Raw genomic sequence first — 14,364 nt, forward strand, 5'->3', positions numbered from 1 at the left:
TCCATCGATCCCGTGCGGCCCCTCTTTCCGCGGAATTCCATGAACGTCTTCTTCGCCTACCGCGATCAATGGATCGGCAACATTCGCGGCGATGTCCTGGCCGGGCTGGTCGTTGCCTTGGCTCTGATCCCCGAAGCCATCGCCTTTTCGATTATCGCGGGCGTCGACCCCAAGATCGGGCTCTTCGCTTCCTTCTCGATTGCGGTCCTCACGGCCATCACGGGCGGCAGGCCGGGCATGATATCGGCCGCCACCGCCGCGACGGCGGTTCTAATGGTGACCCTGGTGAAGGAACACGGGCTGCAGTATCTGCTGGCGGCGACCGTGGTGGCGGGCGTGCTGCAGATCGCCGCCGGGCTCCTGAGACTCGGCTATCTCATGCGCTTCGTCTCCCGCTCGGTCATCACCGGCTTCGTGAACGCCCTGGCGATCCTCATCTTCATGGCCCAGCTGCCGGAGCTGATCGGTGTTCCCTGGCTGACCTACGTTCTGGTCGCCGCCGGGCTCGCGATCATCTACCTCTTCCCCTACATCACCAGGTCGATCCCCTCTCCGCTTGTCTGCATCATCGTCCTGACCGCCGCCGCCATGGCCCTCGGGCTCGAGGTCCGCACCGTCGGTGACATGGGCGAGCTGCCCTCCACACTGCCGGTCTTCCTGGTGCCGGACGTCCCGCTCAACCTTGAGACCCTGATGATCGTGCTGCCCTATTCGGCGGCAGTGGCCGCGGTGGGCCTGCTGGAATCGCTGATGACGGCAACTATCGTTGACGACCTCACCGACACCCCCAGCAACCGGAACCAGGAGTGCATCGGCCAGGGCATCGCCAATACCGCGACCGGCTTCATCGGCGGCATGGCGGGCTGTGCCATGATCGGCCAGTCGATGATCAACGTGAAGTCCGGCGGCCGCGGACGCCTTTCGACCTTCTGTGCCGGGGTCTTCCTGCTGTTCATGATCGTGGTGCTGGGCGACTGGGTGAAGCAAATTCCCATGGCGGCGCTGGTCGCCATTATGATCATGGTCTCCATCGGCACCTTCAGCTGGTCATCGATCAAGAACCTGAAGCTTCATCCGCGCAGCTCCTCCGTCGTCATGCTGGCGACGGTGGTCTGCGTCGTGCTGACCCATAACCTGGCGATCGGCGTGCTCGTCGGCGTTCTGCTGTCGGGCATCTTCTTTTCCTGGAAGATCGCGCAGATCTTCCGCGTCACCTCGGCTCTCTCAGAAGACGGCACCGCGCGAACCTATGTCGTCGAGGGGCAGGTGTTCTTCGCCTCGGCCGACGACTTCACGGCCGCTTTCGACTTCAAGGAAGCCCTGGAACGGGTCACCATCGACGTCAGCCGCGCGCACATCTGGGATATCTCCAGCGTCGCCGCCTTGGATATGATCGTCTTGAAATTCCGCCGCGAAGGCGCCGAGGTCGAGATCATCGGCCTCAACCAGGCCAGCGAGACCATCGTCGACAGGCTCGCGGTCCACGATAGGCCCGGGGCGCTGGAACGCCTGATGGGGCACTAGGGGGAAGCATGACCAAACTCATCGCCTTGGTCGACGGTTCGGTCTATTCCGAGAGTGTGTGCGACCACGCCGCCTGGATCGCCGGGCGCACCGGCGCCACGGTCGAACTGCTGCACGTCCTGGGGCGGCGCGAGACCGCCAGCGCCCCGGCCAACCTCAGCGGCAACATCACCCTGGGTGCCCGCACCGCCCTGCTGGAGGAATTGAGCGCCCTCGACGAGCAGCGCGCCAAGCTGGCGCAGCGGCGTGGCCGCGCGATCCTGGAAGACGCGGAGGCGCGCCTTGCCGCCGACGGCAGCGCCGGCGTCAGCTCGAAACTCCGCATCGGCGACGTCGTGGAAACCGTCGCCGAATGGGAGGCGGAGGCCGCGATGATCGTGGTCGGAAAGCGCGGCGAGGCAGCCGACTTCGCCAGGCTGCACCTGGGCTCGAACCTCGAGCGGGTGATCCGCTCCAGCCACAAGCCGGTCTTCGTCGCTGCGCGTGCCTTCAGGCCGATCAGGCGGTTCCTCATCGCCTACGACGGCGGTACCAGCGCCATGAAGGCGGTCGACCATATCGCCCGCAGCGACCTCTTCGCCGGCCTGGAGTGCCGCCTGATCACCGCCGGCGCCGACAGCCCGGAAAACCGCAAGCGCCTGGACGATGCCAAGGCGCTGCTGGAGGCCGGCGGCTACCGCGTCGATGCAGCCATTCTGCCGGGCCAGCCGGAGACCGCCATTGCCCAGGCCGTGGAGTCCGAAGGGATCGACCTGCTGGTGATGGGCGCCTACGGCCATTCACGCATCCGCAGCCTCATCATCGGCTCGACGACGACCGAAATGATCCGCTCCTGTAAGGTTCCCGTCGTGCTGTTCCGCTGAGCCCTGCGAGGGTCGGGCGGGCGACTTGGTTGCCGGCAAGAGCTGGGCTAGGCTCCCCTCGACTGACGCCGATCCGCCGGCACAGCGACGACCGAGCCGACCCGAGCCAACACCAGGAGGACCCAACCGGTGATCCGTCGATACCTGAACGCCGACGGCCGCCTGCGGCTGGACGACCGGCCGGGCGATGCGATTGACGGAATTGTCTGGTTCGATCTGCTGAGCCCGACGGCCGAGGAAGCCGCCGGGCTGGAAGCGAAACTCGGGGTCGACCTGCCGACCCGCGAGGAGATGGAGGAGATCGAGGTCTCCTCCCGGCTCTACTACGAGGACGGCGCGGCCTTCATGACGGCGACGCTGCCCGCGCAGGCCGACCGCGACAACCCGCTGATGGCCCCGGTCACCTTCGTTCTGGCGGCGGACCGGCTGGTGACGATCCGCTACCACGAACCGCGCGCGTTTCAGACCTTTCCCATGCGCGCGGAGAAGGTCGCGATGGGCTGCACCAACGGCGAAGTGGTGCTCGTCGCCCTGCTCGAGGCCATCGTGGACCGCATCGCCGACATCCTGGAGCGGGCCGGCCGCGACATCGACGGCATCTCCCACGACGTCTTCCAGCACAAGGAGGTGATGCGGACCACCAGCCGCAATTTCCAGGCCGTACTCGAAGCGATCGGGCGCAAGGGCGATCTCATCTCGAACATCCGGGACAGTCTGGTCACGCTGGAGCGGCTCATCGGTTTCCTGGGTCAGGCAACCACCCACCGCAAAAGCGACAAGGACATCCGCTCCCGGGTGAAGACCCTCGCGCGCGATGCGCGCTCGCTGACCGATCACGCCAGCTTCCTGTCCCAGAAGATCACCTTCCTGCTGGATGCCTCGCTCGGCATGATCAACATTGAGCAGAACGCCATCATCAAGATCTTCTCGGTCGCCGCGGTCGCCTTCCTGCCGCCGACGCTGATCGCATCGGTCTACGGCATGAACTTCCACTTCATGCCTGAACTGGAGTGGCCCTGGGGCTATCCCCTTGCCATCCTGCTGATGGTCATCTCGGCGGCCCTGCCGCTGTGGTACTTCTGGCGCCGCGGCTGGCTCTAGCCCGGATTTCTCAAACTATCACGGAGCGTCATCGCATCAGCAAGCGGGCGCACCAGGAGAAGCCCGAAAAGCGTAGCAGGGACTACGGTTGAGGGCTTGGACGCCGCGCGCCCGCTTGCTGATGCGACCCGAAGGGCGGGGCGAATTTGACGACAGGCGGCGTCGAGCCGCTCGACCGTATTCCCGATACGCTCTTCGCGTCTCTCCTGGCCTGTCGTCAAATTCGCCTCCGTGACGCCCGCGATAGTTTGAGAAATCCGGGTTAGCCTACTCCACCGCCTCGATGTCGAGGTACTTCACGCCCTGAGGCGTCTCCACCTCGATGCCCTCGCCGGCGCTCTTGCCCATGAGGGCGCGGGCGACCGGCGAGCCGATGGAGATTTCACCGCGCGCCAGATCCGCCTCGTCGTAGCCGACAATGCGCACCCTGTGGCTCACGTCATCTTCGTCGATGTAGGTGACGCAGCTGCCGAAGCGCACCTTGCCGTTCGCCCTCTGCTCCTGCGGGCGCACGACGGTCGCGTTCTTCAGGCGGCGCGCCAGCCAGCCGGACCGCTTGTCGATCTGGCGCAGGCGCTGCTTGTTGTAGATGTAGTCGCCGTTCTCGCTGCGGTCGCCGTTGCCGGCGGCCCAGGACACGATGGCGCAGACCTCGTGGCGCTCTTCCTGCAGCTTCTTCAGTTCTTGCTCAAAACGGGCGAGGCCCTCAGGGGTGATGAGGGTGCGGATATCCTGCGTCATCGATAGGTTTCTGGTTCCGGAAGAGAGGGAAGGATGCCAGCGAGGCGGCATCCTTCCATCGTCGTCAGGCCGGTTCAAGCTGCGAGGTACAGTGGGGGCAGCGCGTCGCCTTGATGGGAATCGGCGTGACGCAGAAGGGGCAGGGCTTCTCCGTGGGATCCGGCGGCGGCACGACCTCTTCCTTGCGCTTCATGTTGTTCACCGCCTTGACCACCAGGAAGATGGCGAAGGCGATGATCAGGAAGTCGATCACGGTGTTGATGAAGAGGCCGATGTTCCAGGTCGCCGCACCGGCTTCCTTGGCAGCTTCCAGCGAGTCGTAGTCGCCGCCGCCGAGCACGATGAAAATGTTGGAAAAATCGACCCCCCCGAGCAGCAGACCGATGGGCGGCATCAGGATGTCGGATACGAATGAAGTCACAATCTTGCCGAAGGCGGCGCCGATGACGATACCGATCGCCATGTCCAGGACATTGCCCCGCATGGCGAATTCTTTGAACTCTTTCAACATTCCCTGGTCCCCCAAGAGGTTGCGCGACCATCCCCCGTCCGGCGCCCCCGGCACGGCAGGGACGCAGGCGATAATCGCTGAGATTAAATCCTTAGGCTAGGAACCGGAAGGGACAATAGGAAGTACGGCCAGACTGACGCTATTCTCCCACATTGCGCCGTAAAATTATTTGGGCCACTATTTTCGCGCTGGGTACGGTCATGAAGACCCGGAACAACGAAAAGGACGTGGGGAGAGACCAATCATGCAGACCCAATTTGCGGGACCGGTGGTGCTTGCCCTAGCGGCGGCACTGCTGTTCAGCGCCGGCAATGCCATGGCGGACGAGCGCCGCGGCGCCATCCTGGCCAACACCTGTTTTTCCTGTCACGGCACCGACGGCCACAGTGCCGGCGCCATGCCGTCGATCGACGGCAAGTCGGCCGACTATATCGTCGAGACCCTGATGCGCTTCCGCGACGGTTCCAAGCCGTCGACGGTGATGGTGCGCATCGCCAAGGGCTTCACCGATGAGGAAATCAGGATGCTCGCCGCCTACTTCAGCGGTGGCAAGTGAGGGGGAGAGCCATGACCAAGACAAGCATCCGCATTGGCCGCCGTCGCTTCAACACCCTGCTGGCCGCCGCGGCAGCCGCTCCCTTCGCTGCGCCCTACGTCGCCAAGGCCGCCACCGCGAAAGTGGTGGTCATCGGCGGCGGCTTCGGCGGCGCCACCGCCGCGAAGTACCTGCGCCGCTTCGACAGCGGACTCGAGGTCACGCTGATCGAGCCCAACGAGACCTTCGTCACCTGCCCCTTCAGCAACACGGTGATTGGCGGCGTCAACCCCATCGGGCGCATTACCCACGGCTACGACGGGCTGCGCCGCCACGGCGTCACTGTGGTCCAAGACCTGGCCGCGGCCATCGACGCCGAGAGAAAAGAAGTCCGGCTGGCCGGCGGCAGCGCGGTGCCTTACGACCGCCTGATTGTCTCGCCGGGCATCGACTTCAAGTGGGGTGCCATCGAGGGCGCCGATGAATCCATCGTCGAGAAGATCCCGCACGCCTGGAAGGCCGGGGCACAGACCACCCTGTTGCGACGCCAATTGGAGGCCATGCCGGACGGCGGCGTCTTCGTCATCTCGCCGCCGGACAATCCCTTCCGCTGCCCGCCGGGCCCGGGCGAGCGCATCAGCATGGTCGCCCACTACTTCAAGACCCATAAGCCGAAGTCCAAGATCATCGCCCTGGACCCCAAGAAGAGCTTCTCGAAGCAGGGCCTCTTCAAGCAGGGCTGGGAGCAGCTCTATCCCGGTATGATCGATTACCGCAACCTGGAGAACGACGGGCGCGTGGTGCGGGTCGATGCGGACACGATGACGCTGCACACCGACTTCGGCGAGGTGGCCGGCGACGTTGTGAACTTCATCCCGCCGCAGCAGGCGGGCAGGATCGCACAGGAATCCGGCCTTGCCGACAACACCCGCTGGTGCCCCGTGCAGCCGGCGACCTTCGAGTCGGCGCTGGTGCCCGGCATCCATGTCATCGGCGACGCCACCATCGCCGCGCCGATGCCGAAGTCAGGCTTCGCCGCCTCGACCCAGGCCAAGGTCGCCGCCGCAGCCATCGCTTCGGTACTGAACGGCCAGGATCCGGCAGCACCGAAGTTCGTCAACACCTGCTACAGCCTGGTGGCGCCGGACTACGGCATCTCCGTTGCCGGTGTCTACAACGTGCAGGACGGCAAGATTGTCGAACTGGAAGGTGCCGGGGGCCTCAGCCCCGGAGACGCCGACCACAGCTTCCGCCAGAGGGAGGCCGACTACGCCCGCGGCTGGTACGACAGCATCACGCAGGATATTTTTGGCTGAGCGAGCTTCTGCAGCCGCCCGGGCCCGGCCGCCGCCTGTACAATCCGCCTCACTCTTATCGTGTGGGGTGGCAAAGCGTGCTAGGCTTTGCCTGGCCGCTGCTGATCCGGGGGGATGCGCATGAAATCCACGATGTTTGAGCGCTACGGTGGTTTCGGAACCGTGCACCAGGTAGTCTTGTCATTCTATGGCAAGATGCTGGATTCTGACGTGGTCGGGCCTTACTTCGACGACGTCGACATGGCAACTCTCGTCGATCACCAGACCAAGTTCATCTCGCAGGTCATGGGCGGCCCCGCTTCCTACACCAATGAAGTGCTTGAGCAGGTCCATCGCAACATAGGCGTTAGCCAGGAGGCCTTCGACACCATGGCTGGCCTGCTGCAGCAGACTCTCGAAGAGTTCGACTTCAAGAGCGAGGACGTCCAGGCGGTTATTGCTGATATCAAAAGCCGCCAACCCTACATCGTCTCCCGAACCTAGGCCCGGCAATGGCCTTTCAGCTCGACACCTTCAACAAGATGTTGCTGGAAACTGTCGGCGTGGGGCTGATCATCGCCAGCTACCCCGACCTGCGCGTGGTCTTTCGCAACAGCCTCGTACTGGCTTGGCTGCCCGAGTTCGACGCCGGCGAGGGCAGCCTGGATGGCGGCATCGCCGGGCTCGATGCCGCGGCCCTGCGCACGGCACTCGATGCAGGCGAGACCTACAAGGCGAACATGGAGGTCAAGGTACGTCGGCGCATTCATGCGCTCTCCCTGGTCGCGACGCGGGCGGTGTTGCTGGAAGGGGACTGGGTGATCATCGAACTGCACAACGTCACCAAGGTGCACGAACTGGAGTCGATGATCTCCTCCTACTCCGGCATGGTTGAGCGACAGAACCGGCTGCTGAAGAAGGAAAAAGAGCGCGCCGAAAAGCTGCTGCTAAACATCATGCCCGAGTCCGTCTACCACGAATTGAAGACCTTCGGCGTCACCACACCACAGCGATTCGACGAAGCCTCAATTCTCATGCTGGATTTCGTCGGCTTCACCCAGATGTCTGTGGAGCACGACCCGGCCACCATCGTCTCCGAGCTGAACGACATCTTCACGGCCTTCGACCGCATCGCCGAGCACCAGGGATGCGAACGGATCAAGACCATGGGCGATGCCTACGTGGCCGTCGCCGGCTTGCCCGAGCCCAATCCGGACCATGCCCCGGCGATTGCCCGTCTCGCCCTTCTGTGCCTGCGCTATCTGAAGCGTCGCAACGAAACGCAGAAGATCACCTGGCGCTGCCGCATCGGGCTAGCACCGGGCCCGGTGATCGGCTCGGTCGTCGGTATCCAGAAGTACGTCTACGACATCTTCGGCCCCGGCATAAATCTGGCCTCTCGCCTGGAGGCCCTCGCCGGACCGATGGAAGTGCTGCTCAGCGAGGAGATGCACCCGCGCCTGCGCGCCCATTTCCAGATCGAGGAACGCGGCGAAGTCGAGCTCCGCGGTTTCGGTCGCCGTCGGATCTACCACTTGCTGGGCGCCGAAAACCTCCAGGTCGACGCCGCGGCCTTTGGCGACTGATCCGATTGTCACCGGCAAACGCCGGAGACATCATGCGGGAGGGTGTCTCAACCTCCGCCCAGCACCAGGACCGTCGGCTGCTTCGGGAGGTTGCGCAGAGACACCTCGATGGTGGCGCTGGCCGATGCCCTGATGTCGAAGTCCGCGGCCATGCCGGCCAGGAAGACGTTGAGGGTGTGACTGCCGAAGTAATGCATGGGGATGACGAGGCTCGCCCGCAGGTCCTGCAGCACCTCGATCATCGACGGCAGATCCAGCGTCATGTTGCCGTCGACGGGGGCGAAGACCACGTCCAGGCGGCCGATCAGGGCCAGTTGCTCGGCCGTCGGTTTGTGGTGCAGGTGCCCCAGGTGCCCGATGCAGAGATCGGCTACCTCGAAGATGAAGATCGAATTGCCGAAGGGCTCGACCGCTTCACCCCAGGACCGGATATCGGTCGGGACGTTGCGGATGTAAACGTCCTCGACCGTCAGCTTGTGGACCGCCGGCCCGCCTTCCGGGTTCCAGCCTTTCAGTACATGCCGGATGCCCGGATCGGGAAACGGCGTGAAGTGCGTCTCGTGGGCGTGGTTCATGGTGGCCACCGTCGGCACAGGACCGGGCCCGGCATAGCCCGCATAGTCCGTCGCGATCACCACGCCCGCCGGCGTCTTCAGACGGAAGGTCGAGTGGGTGATGTAGGTGATCTCCACGGCACCGGAGGTCTGTGCCGTCTCGAAGCGGACCGGCACGACGCCGGGCTGTCGCTCGACATAGGCGACACACTGGCTCGCCCGCGCCGCGTTGGGCAGCAGCACCAGGGACGGCAGGAAGCCAAAGAACAGAACGATGCTGACAAGAATCCGGGCCATACCATTCCTCCCACGCGCGCGTGCCGGTAGAAGCCGGCAAGGCATCGTTCGTAGACAGTGGAATAGGCGGTCACGCCAAGGCAGGCATTGTGTCAGCAGCGCCCGCGACGCGCCAGGGACTTTCCGGAAGCCGCCCGGGTCCTTATGCGCTGCGCTTGGGCCGCAGCACGTGCACGTGGTTGGGGTCGTAGAGCTTGGAGTCTATGAAGTCGGTCTCGCCCAGCACACGGCCGACCAGGATGAGGGCCGTCCGGGTGATCTTGGCGGCACGCACCTTTTCACGGATGTCGCTGAGGGTGCCGCGGATGATCTGCTGGTCCGGCCAGGAGGCGCGGTAGACCACCGCCACCGGGCAGTCGGCGCCGTAGTGGGGCGTCAGTTCGGCCTCGATGTGCTTCAGGTTGCGGATCGAGAGGTGGATGGCCAGCGTGGCTCCCGATTTTCCGAGGGTGGCCAGGTCCTCGCCCTCGGGCATCGCCGAGGCCTTCATGGTGGTGCGCGTCAGGATCACCGTCTGGCTCACCTCCGGCAGGGTCAGTTCGCTTTCCAGCGCAGCCGCCGCCGCCGCATAGGCCGGTACGCCCGGCACGATCTCGAAGGGAATGCCGACCGCGCGAAGCCGGCGGATCTGCTCGGCGATGGCGCCGTAGAGCGAGGGATCACCCGAATGCACCCGCGCCACGTCATGGCCCGCTACGTGCGCCGCCTCGATCTCGGCGATGATCTCGTCGAGGGTCATGGGCGCGGTATCCATCACCTTCGCTCCCTCCGGGGCAAAGGCGACGACCTCCGCCGGCACCAGCGAACCAGCATAGAGGACCACCGGACAGGCGGCGATGCGGTCGCGCCCGCGCAGAGTGATGAGATCGGGGGCCCCCGGACCGGCACCGATGAAATAGACGGTCATGCCGCGTTCCCCGCAATCTTTTCCGAATCCTTTACCGCCTTGCCGGCGTAACCCCTGGGCGTGTAGACCCAGGCCGTGCCATCCGACCGCGCGACCCGCCGCGTCTCGCTGGAGCCGACCAGCACCACGGTCAGCATGTCGACCATGTCCGCCGTCAGCTTGGCGAGATCGACCACGGTGAAGGTCTCCCCCTCCCGTCCCAGGTTGCGCGCCAGCACCACCGGGGTGTCGGCCGGGCGGTGACCTTTCAGAATCTCCACCGCCGCGGCGAGCTGCCGCGTGCGCCGCTTGGAGACCGGATTGTAGAAGGCGATGACGAAATCGCCTTCGGCAGCGGCTTTGAGGCGCCGCTCAATGGCCTCCCAGGGGGTCAGCAGGTCCGAGAGCGATATGGTGCAGAAGTCATGGCCGATGGGCGCACCCGCGCGCGCCGCCGCCGCCTGCAGCGCCGAGACGCCGGGCATCACGGTCACCCCGACACGAGACCAATCTTCGCGCCCGCCGCGCTCCAGCAGCTCGAACACCAGGGTCGCCATGGCGTAGATGCCGGGGTCGCCGGAGCATACCAGCGCCACGTCGCGCCCCTCGGCGGCGAGGTCGAGGGCCACGCGCACGCGCTTTTCCTCCTCGCCCAGTTCGTAGCCGTGGCGCGCCTTGCCGGCAGCAAGCGGCCCCAGCAGGTCGAGATAGAGACCGTAGCCGACGAGATCCGTCGCGCGCAGCACCGCGGCCTCCGCCTCCGGTGTGCGCCAGACAGGATCGCCCGGGCCGGTGCCGATGACGCTCAAGGTGCCGCGCCCGCGCCCGACCCTCTTCGCATCAACAATGGTGGGTGCGAGGGCGACGGCACAGGTGGCGCGCTGCGATTTGGTTTTGGCGACGATCAGCTCCCCCTGCGGTCCGGCGGCGGCCAGCGCGGCGCCCTCGGCGACGCCGTGGCAGCCGACCTCGCGGAACACCAGGTCGGAGGGATTGGCAAGGCGCGGCGTTTCCGCTTCCAGCGTCGCGGCATCGAAGAAGCGCGCCGGCACGCCCAAGCTCTCCGCCAGCGCCAGCACCGCCGCTTCGTCCGCTTTCACGTCGATGGAGAAGACCCCGGCGACCGCCAGCGGCGAGAGCCCGGCTTGTGTCAGCACCGAGCGCACCAGGGTCTGCAATTCTGCCGGATCGGCGTTGCGTTCGCAGCCGACGCCGAGGCAGAGCCGCGCCGGGTGGTAGACGAGGCAATCGGCGGCGGGTGTTCCGACCCGTTCGGTCGCTTCGAGCCTCAGCGCCGCATCGTCGGCGAAGGGCAGACCGCTTTCCGCCAGCCAGGGCGCCTCACCTTGGAGGCTCACCGCTTCGCCGCCCAGCAGGGTGGCGGTGAAGGCCTTGTAGTCTTCCGCATTGCCGAGGCGCCACCCGGCGGGCGGAGCGTCAAGCGCCACCGCAAAGCGGCGGTCGCCGGCGGTGGTCACCGCCGCGTCGATTCCGAGGATCCCGGCCAAGGTCGTTGCAAGGGCGTTGGCGCCGCGATGGCCGCCCAGCAGCGGCACCACTGCGGCGCCGTCCTCGGCGATAGCGATGACCGGTGGTTCGCCCTGCTTGTCGGCGATGACCGGCGCCAGCGCACGAATGAGCGTGCCCGCCGCGGCGAAGCCGACGACAGGCCGGCCTTGCAGGAAAACTGCCTGCACGGTCGCCGTGAAGTCGTCGAAGAGAACGTCGGCGGCATCGACACGCCCGCGCTTGCCGTGTATCAGGGACTGTGGACAGGCGTCCTTGAGACGCTCCGCGAGCGCGGCGCCACCCGGCGTCAGCACGATGAAGGCCGGGGCGAGCTTCAGCATGTCCAGGCCTCCCCGCGGCGGTGGACCAGGATCATCGAGAAGTAGGGCGCGCTGTCTTCCGCCACTTCAGCCAGCGGCAGGATGCGTTGCTCGCTCAGCGTCGCCCGTTCCACGTAGCGGGCATGGTCCAAGAGGCCGAGAATGCGCAGCACCTTGCGCACCTTTGCCAGGTGGCGGCCGACCTTGATGATCGCCGCCGCGTCGGTGTCACGCAGGATATGTGACAGCGCATTGGCCGGCAGCGGGGCCGGGACCACGGTCAGCACGTCATTGCGCGCGGCAAGTGGCGCGCCCAGCACCGCCGCGCAGGCGGTCAGCGACGAAACGCCGGGCACCACCTCGACCTTGTGCTGTTCGGCGACGCGGCCGAAGAGGTACATGAAGGAGCCATAGAAGAAGGGATCGCCTTCGCAGAGCGCCGCCACGTCGCGGCCGGCGGCCAGATGGTCGCCGATCTCCGCCGCCGCGCGGTCGTAGACCTCCTGCGCCGGAAAGCGTGCCGCCACCATGGGCATGCGGATCGCGATCTCGGTCTGCCCGCCGGGCAGGTGCGGAGCCACGATAGCGCGCGCCAGGCTGTCACCGTCGTCCGGCGCCGGATAAGCGACGACCGGCGCCGCCTGCAAGAGGCGTAGTGCCTTTAAGGTGATGAGGTCGGGATCGCCCGGCCCGATGCCGAGGCCGTAGAGGGTTCCGGTCATGATTTCATGCTCTGATACTGGGTCACCGGCATCATCGGCCGCCAGCCCTGGAAGGGGCCGACCGGCTCGGCGCGGGAGATCGCGAAACGGGTGAGTGCGCCGCCGTGCTGCTTCTGCCAGGCGAGCAGCGCCGCCTCGCCTTCCAGGGTGACGGCGTTGGCAACCATGCGGCCGCCCGGCTTCAGCGCGGTCCAGCACACCTCGATGAGGCCGGGTTTGGAAGCACCGCCGCCGATGAAGACCGCGTCCGGCGCCTCCAGTCCGTAGAGTGCGTCCGGCGCCTCGCCGCCGACGATCTGCAGCTGCGGCGTGCCGAGGTTCTCGGCGTTGTCGGCGATCATGGCGCGGCGCTCGGCCTTGCGTTCGATGGCAACCGCGCGGGCGCGCGGCGCGGCGCGCATCCATTCGACGGCGATCGAACCGCAGCCGGCACCGACGTCCCACAGCAGTTGCCCGGCGACAGGCATCAGGGCGGCCAGCGTCGCCGCGCGCACTTCCCGCTTGGTCATCTGGCCGTCATGGCGGAAGGCGTCATCCGGCAGGCCGGGCGTGCGCGGCAGCAGCACGGCTTCGGCACCGGCAAGGCATTCGATGGCGATGGTGTTGAGATCGGCGACGTCATTGGCCGACCATTCCGCTGCGATTCCTTCTAGGCAGCGTTCCTTCTCGCCGTCCAGATGCTCGAGCAGGGTCATGCGGCTGGCGCCGAAACCGCGAGCGGTGAGCAACGCGGCAACCGCCGCCGGCGTCGTGGCATCCTCGCTGAGGACGATCAGTTTGGCGTTCGGTTGGATATGAGGATGCAGCAGCGAGAGGGGGCGACCGTGCAGCGTCAGACAGTCGACTTCTGCCAGGGGCCATCCGATCCGGGCGGCCGTAAGGGTGAATGACGACCGCCCGGGCAGGATGGTTATCTCGCTGCGCCGGATTCGCTTCAGCAACGAGACACCAACGCCGTACCACAGTGGATCGCCGGATGCTAGTACGCAGACGCGGGTTCCGCGACGCGATTCAATTTCGTCGAGCAGTGTTGCAAGAGGTGATGGCCAGGCAAGACGTTCGCGATGGTCCTGCGGCAGCATCGCCAGGTGACGTTCGCCGCCGACGAAAACTTCCGCGTCGTCAACCAGCGCGCGCGCCGCCGGCGTCAGGCCGGCAAGACCGTCTTCGCCGATGCCGACGATGGAAAGCCAGGGTGCCGAACGATCCAACATGACGCTCAAAGCCCCGCGCGGGCCAGCGCATTTACCGCCGCCGCCGCCATTGCGCTGCCCCCGCGCCGCCCGCGCAGCGTCAGGTAGGGCACGCCGAGATCGGCGTGAATAAGCGCTTCTTTCGACTCGGCCGCGCCGACGAAACCGACGGGAAAGGCGAGGATCGCCGCCGGACGCGGCGCACCTGCCGCGAGAATTTCCATCAGGTGGTAAAGCGCCGTCGGTGCATTGCCGATGGCCACCAGCGCGCCCTTCAGGTCGTCGCGCCAGAGATCGACGGCCGCCGCCGAGCGCGTGGTGCCAAGCTGTCTGGCGAGGTCAGGCGTGCGCGCATCATTGAGGGTGGACACGACGCGGTTGCCGGCAGGCAGGCGCGCGCGGGTGACACCGTCGGCCACCATTTCACAGTCGGCCAGCACAACAGCGCCGGCCTGCAAAGCGGCGCGCCCGGCGCCGGCGAGGTCGCCGCCGTATGCGAGGTCCGGCGCGATCTCCGGCATGCCGCAGGCGTGCACCACGCGCAGGGCGATCTCGGCGACATCGGCAGGCAGCGCCGAGAGATCGGTCTCCGCCCGCACGATCTCGAACGACCGCCGGATGATCTCCTGCGGGTCGCGGATGTAATCGTGGAGTGTGGTGGTCATAGGAGCACGGCTCCACAACACAGAAAACCTGTCGCCTTCGCGCTTGACCCGCGGGTCCATTG

At 66.1% G+C, this 14,364-nt stretch carries 15 protein-coding genes; 7 read left to right on the forward strand and 8 right to left on the reverse strand.

From position 1 onward, the window contains the following. The first annotated feature begins 39 nt into the window (after window positions 1-39). From WDC82_RS12270 to corA, 3 genes are all read left to right on the forward strand, one after another. Complete coding sequence (locus WDC82_RS12270) at window positions 40-1,524, forward strand: SulP family inorganic anion transporter (protein ID WP_340117605.1); 1,485 nt, start codon at window positions 40-42, stop codon at window positions 1,522-1,524. Window positions 1,525-1,532: 8 nt separating this feature from the next. Continuing rightward, a complete protein-coding gene (locus WDC82_RS12275) occupies window positions 1,533-2,387 on the forward strand; it encodes a universal stress protein (protein ID WP_340117606.1) in 855 nt (284 codons plus the stop codon). A gap of 129 nt (window positions 2,388-2,516) precedes the next feature. After that, complete coding sequence (corA, locus tag WDC82_RS12280) at window positions 2,517-3,488, forward strand: magnesium/cobalt transporter CorA (protein WP_340117607.1); 972 nt, start codon at window positions 2,517-2,519, stop codon at window positions 3,486-3,488. A 267-nt stretch (window positions 3,489-3,755) separates the two neighbouring features. Here corA and WDC82_RS12285 read toward each other — a convergent pair whose 3' ends face one another. Both WDC82_RS12285 and mscL read right to left on the reverse strand, forming a co-directional pair. After that, window positions 3,756-4,229: a GreA/GreB family elongation factor gene (locus WDC82_RS12285; protein WP_340117608.1), complete on the reverse strand. Its 474-nt coding sequence runs from the start codon at window positions 4,227-4,229 to the stop codon at window positions 3,756-3,758. Between the two features lie 64 nt (window positions 4,230-4,293). Then, window positions 4,294-4,740 carry a large conductance mechanosensitive channel protein MscL gene (gene mscL, locus WDC82_RS12290; RefSeq protein WP_340117609.1) on the reverse strand — a complete coding sequence of 149 codons (447 nt, stop codon included), beginning with the start codon at window positions 4,738-4,740 and terminating at the stop codon, window positions 4,294-4,296. Between the two features lie 244 nt (window positions 4,741-4,984). Here mscL and WDC82_RS12295 point away from each other — a divergent pair, with 244 nt between their 5' ends. From WDC82_RS12295 to WDC82_RS12310, 4 genes are all read left to right on the forward strand, one after another. Further along, window positions 4,985-5,296 carry a c-type cytochrome gene (locus WDC82_RS12295; RefSeq protein WP_340117610.1) on the forward strand — a complete coding sequence of 104 codons (312 nt, stop codon included), beginning with the start codon at window positions 4,985-4,987 and terminating at the stop codon, window positions 5,294-5,296. An 11-nt stretch (window positions 5,297-5,307) separates the two neighbouring features. Next, complete coding sequence (locus WDC82_RS12300; protein WP_340117611.1) at window positions 5,308-6,591, forward strand: NAD(P)/FAD-dependent oxidoreductase; 1,284 nt, start codon at window positions 5,308-5,310, stop codon at window positions 6,589-6,591. Window positions 6,592-6,711: 120 nt separating this feature from the next. Continuing rightward, window positions 6,712-7,074: a group 1 truncated hemoglobin gene (locus WDC82_RS12305; RefSeq protein ID WP_340117612.1), complete on the forward strand. Its 363-nt coding sequence runs from the start codon at window positions 6,712-6,714 to the stop codon at window positions 7,072-7,074. 8 nt (window positions 7,075-7,082) lie between these two features. Continuing rightward, window positions 7,083-8,156 (forward strand): adenylate/guanylate cyclase domain-containing protein, encoded by a 1,074-nt coding sequence (locus tag WDC82_RS12310; RefSeq protein ID WP_340117613.1) that lies wholly within the window; start codon window positions 7,083-7,085, stop codon window positions 8,154-8,156. Between the two features lie 47 nt (window positions 8,157-8,203). Here WDC82_RS12310 and WDC82_RS12315 read toward each other — a convergent pair whose 3' ends face one another. From WDC82_RS12315 to WDC82_RS12340, 6 genes are all read right to left on the reverse strand, one after another. Then, the gene (locus WDC82_RS12315; RefSeq protein WP_340117614.1) at window positions 8,204-9,007 is read right to left on the reverse strand and encodes an MBL fold metallo-hydrolase; all 804 of its coding nucleotides are present in this window, start codon (window positions 9,005-9,007) and stop codon (window positions 8,204-8,206) included. A 142-nt stretch (window positions 9,008-9,149) separates the two neighbouring features. Beyond that, window positions 9,150-9,914 (reverse strand): precorrin-4 C(11)-methyltransferase, encoded by a 765-nt coding sequence (gene cobM, locus WDC82_RS12320; RefSeq protein WP_340117615.1) that lies wholly within the window; start codon window positions 9,912-9,914, stop codon window positions 9,150-9,152. Further along, the gene (gene cobJ / locus WDC82_RS12325) at window positions 9,911-11,743 is read right to left on the reverse strand and encodes a precorrin-3B C(17)-methyltransferase (RefSeq protein WP_340117616.1); all 1,833 of its coding nucleotides are present in this window, start codon (window positions 11,741-11,743) and stop codon (window positions 9,911-9,913) included. Before cobJ ends, cobM begins: the two co-directional genes overlap by 4 nt. Next, a complete protein-coding gene (locus WDC82_RS12330; protein WP_340117617.1) occupies window positions 11,737-12,444 on the reverse strand; it encodes a precorrin-2 C(20)-methyltransferase in 708 nt (235 codons plus the stop codon). Before WDC82_RS12330 ends, cobJ begins: the two co-directional genes overlap by 7 nt. Then, window positions 12,441-13,658 carry a precorrin-6y C5,15-methyltransferase (decarboxylating) subunit CbiE gene (cbiE, locus tag WDC82_RS12335; protein ID WP_340117618.1) on the reverse strand — a complete coding sequence of 406 codons (1,218 nt, stop codon included), beginning with the start codon at window positions 13,656-13,658 and terminating at the stop codon, window positions 12,441-12,443. Before cbiE ends, WDC82_RS12330 begins: the two co-directional genes overlap by 4 nt. 5 nt (window positions 13,659-13,663) lie before the next feature. Beyond that, window positions 13,664-14,302, reverse strand: a complete 639-nt coding sequence (locus WDC82_RS12340) for a precorrin-8X methylmutase (protein ID WP_340117619.1) — start codon at window positions 14,300-14,302, stop codon at window positions 13,664-13,666. Between the last annotated feature and the right edge of the window lie 62 nt (window positions 14,303-14,364).

The organism is Pelagibius sp. 7325 (assembly GCF_037652055.1).
In the GTDB taxonomy this organism is placed as follows: domain Bacteria; phylum Pseudomonadota; class Alphaproteobacteria; order Kiloniellales; family Kiloniellaceae; genus Pelagibius.

Bases quoted from the DNA above. Each gene is read 5' to 3' on its own strand.
- WDC82_RS12270 (WP_340117605.1), top strand. From the start codon at position 40: ATGAACGTCTTCTTCGCCTACCGCGATCAATGGATCGGCAACATTCGC.
- WDC82_RS12275 (WP_340117606.1), top strand. From the start codon at position 1,533: ATGACCAAACTCATCGCCTTGGTCGACGGTTCGGTCTATTCCGAGAGT.
- WDC82_RS12285 (WP_340117608.1), bottom strand. From the start codon at position 4,229: ATGACGCAGGATATCCGCACCCTCATCACCCCTGAGGGCCTCGCCCGT.
- mscL (WP_340117609.1), bottom strand. From the start codon at position 4,740: ATGTTGAAAGAGTTCAAAGAATTCGCCATGCGGGGCAATGTCCTGGAC.
- WDC82_RS12295 (WP_340117610.1), top strand. From the start codon at position 4,985: ATGCAGACCCAATTTGCGGGACCGGTGGTGCTTGCCCTAGCGGCGGCA.
- WDC82_RS12300 (WP_340117611.1), top strand. From the start codon at position 5,308: ATGACCAAGACAAGCATCCGCATTGGCCGCCGTCGCTTCAACACCCTG.
- WDC82_RS12305 (WP_340117612.1), top strand. From the start codon at position 6,712: ATGAAATCCACGATGTTTGAGCGCTACGGTGGTTTCGGAACCGTGCAC.
- WDC82_RS12310 (WP_340117613.1), top strand. From the start codon at position 7,083: ATGGCCTTTCAGCTCGACACCTTCAACAAGATGTTGCTGGAAACTGTC.
- WDC82_RS12315 (WP_340117614.1), bottom strand. From the start codon at position 9,007: ATGGCCCGGATTCTTGTCAGCATCGTTCTGTTCTTTGGCTTCCTGCCG.
- cobM (WP_340117615.1), bottom strand. From the start codon at position 9,914: ATGACCGTCTATTTCATCGGTGCCGGTCCGGGGGCCCCCGATCTCATC.
- cobJ (WP_340117616.1), bottom strand. From the start codon at position 11,743: ATGCTGAAGCTCGCCCCGGCCTTCATCGTGCTGACGCCGGGTGGCGCC.
- WDC82_RS12330 (WP_340117617.1), bottom strand. From the start codon at position 12,444: ATGACCGGAACCCTCTACGGCCTCGGCATCGGGCCGGGCGATCCCGAC.
- cbiE (WP_340117618.1), bottom strand. From the start codon at position 13,658: ATGTTGGATCGTTCGGCACCCTGGCTTTCCATCGTCGGCATCGGCGAA.
- WDC82_RS12340 (WP_340117619.1), bottom strand. From the start codon at position 14,302: ATGACCACCACACTCCACGATTACATCCGCGACCCGCAGGAGATCATC.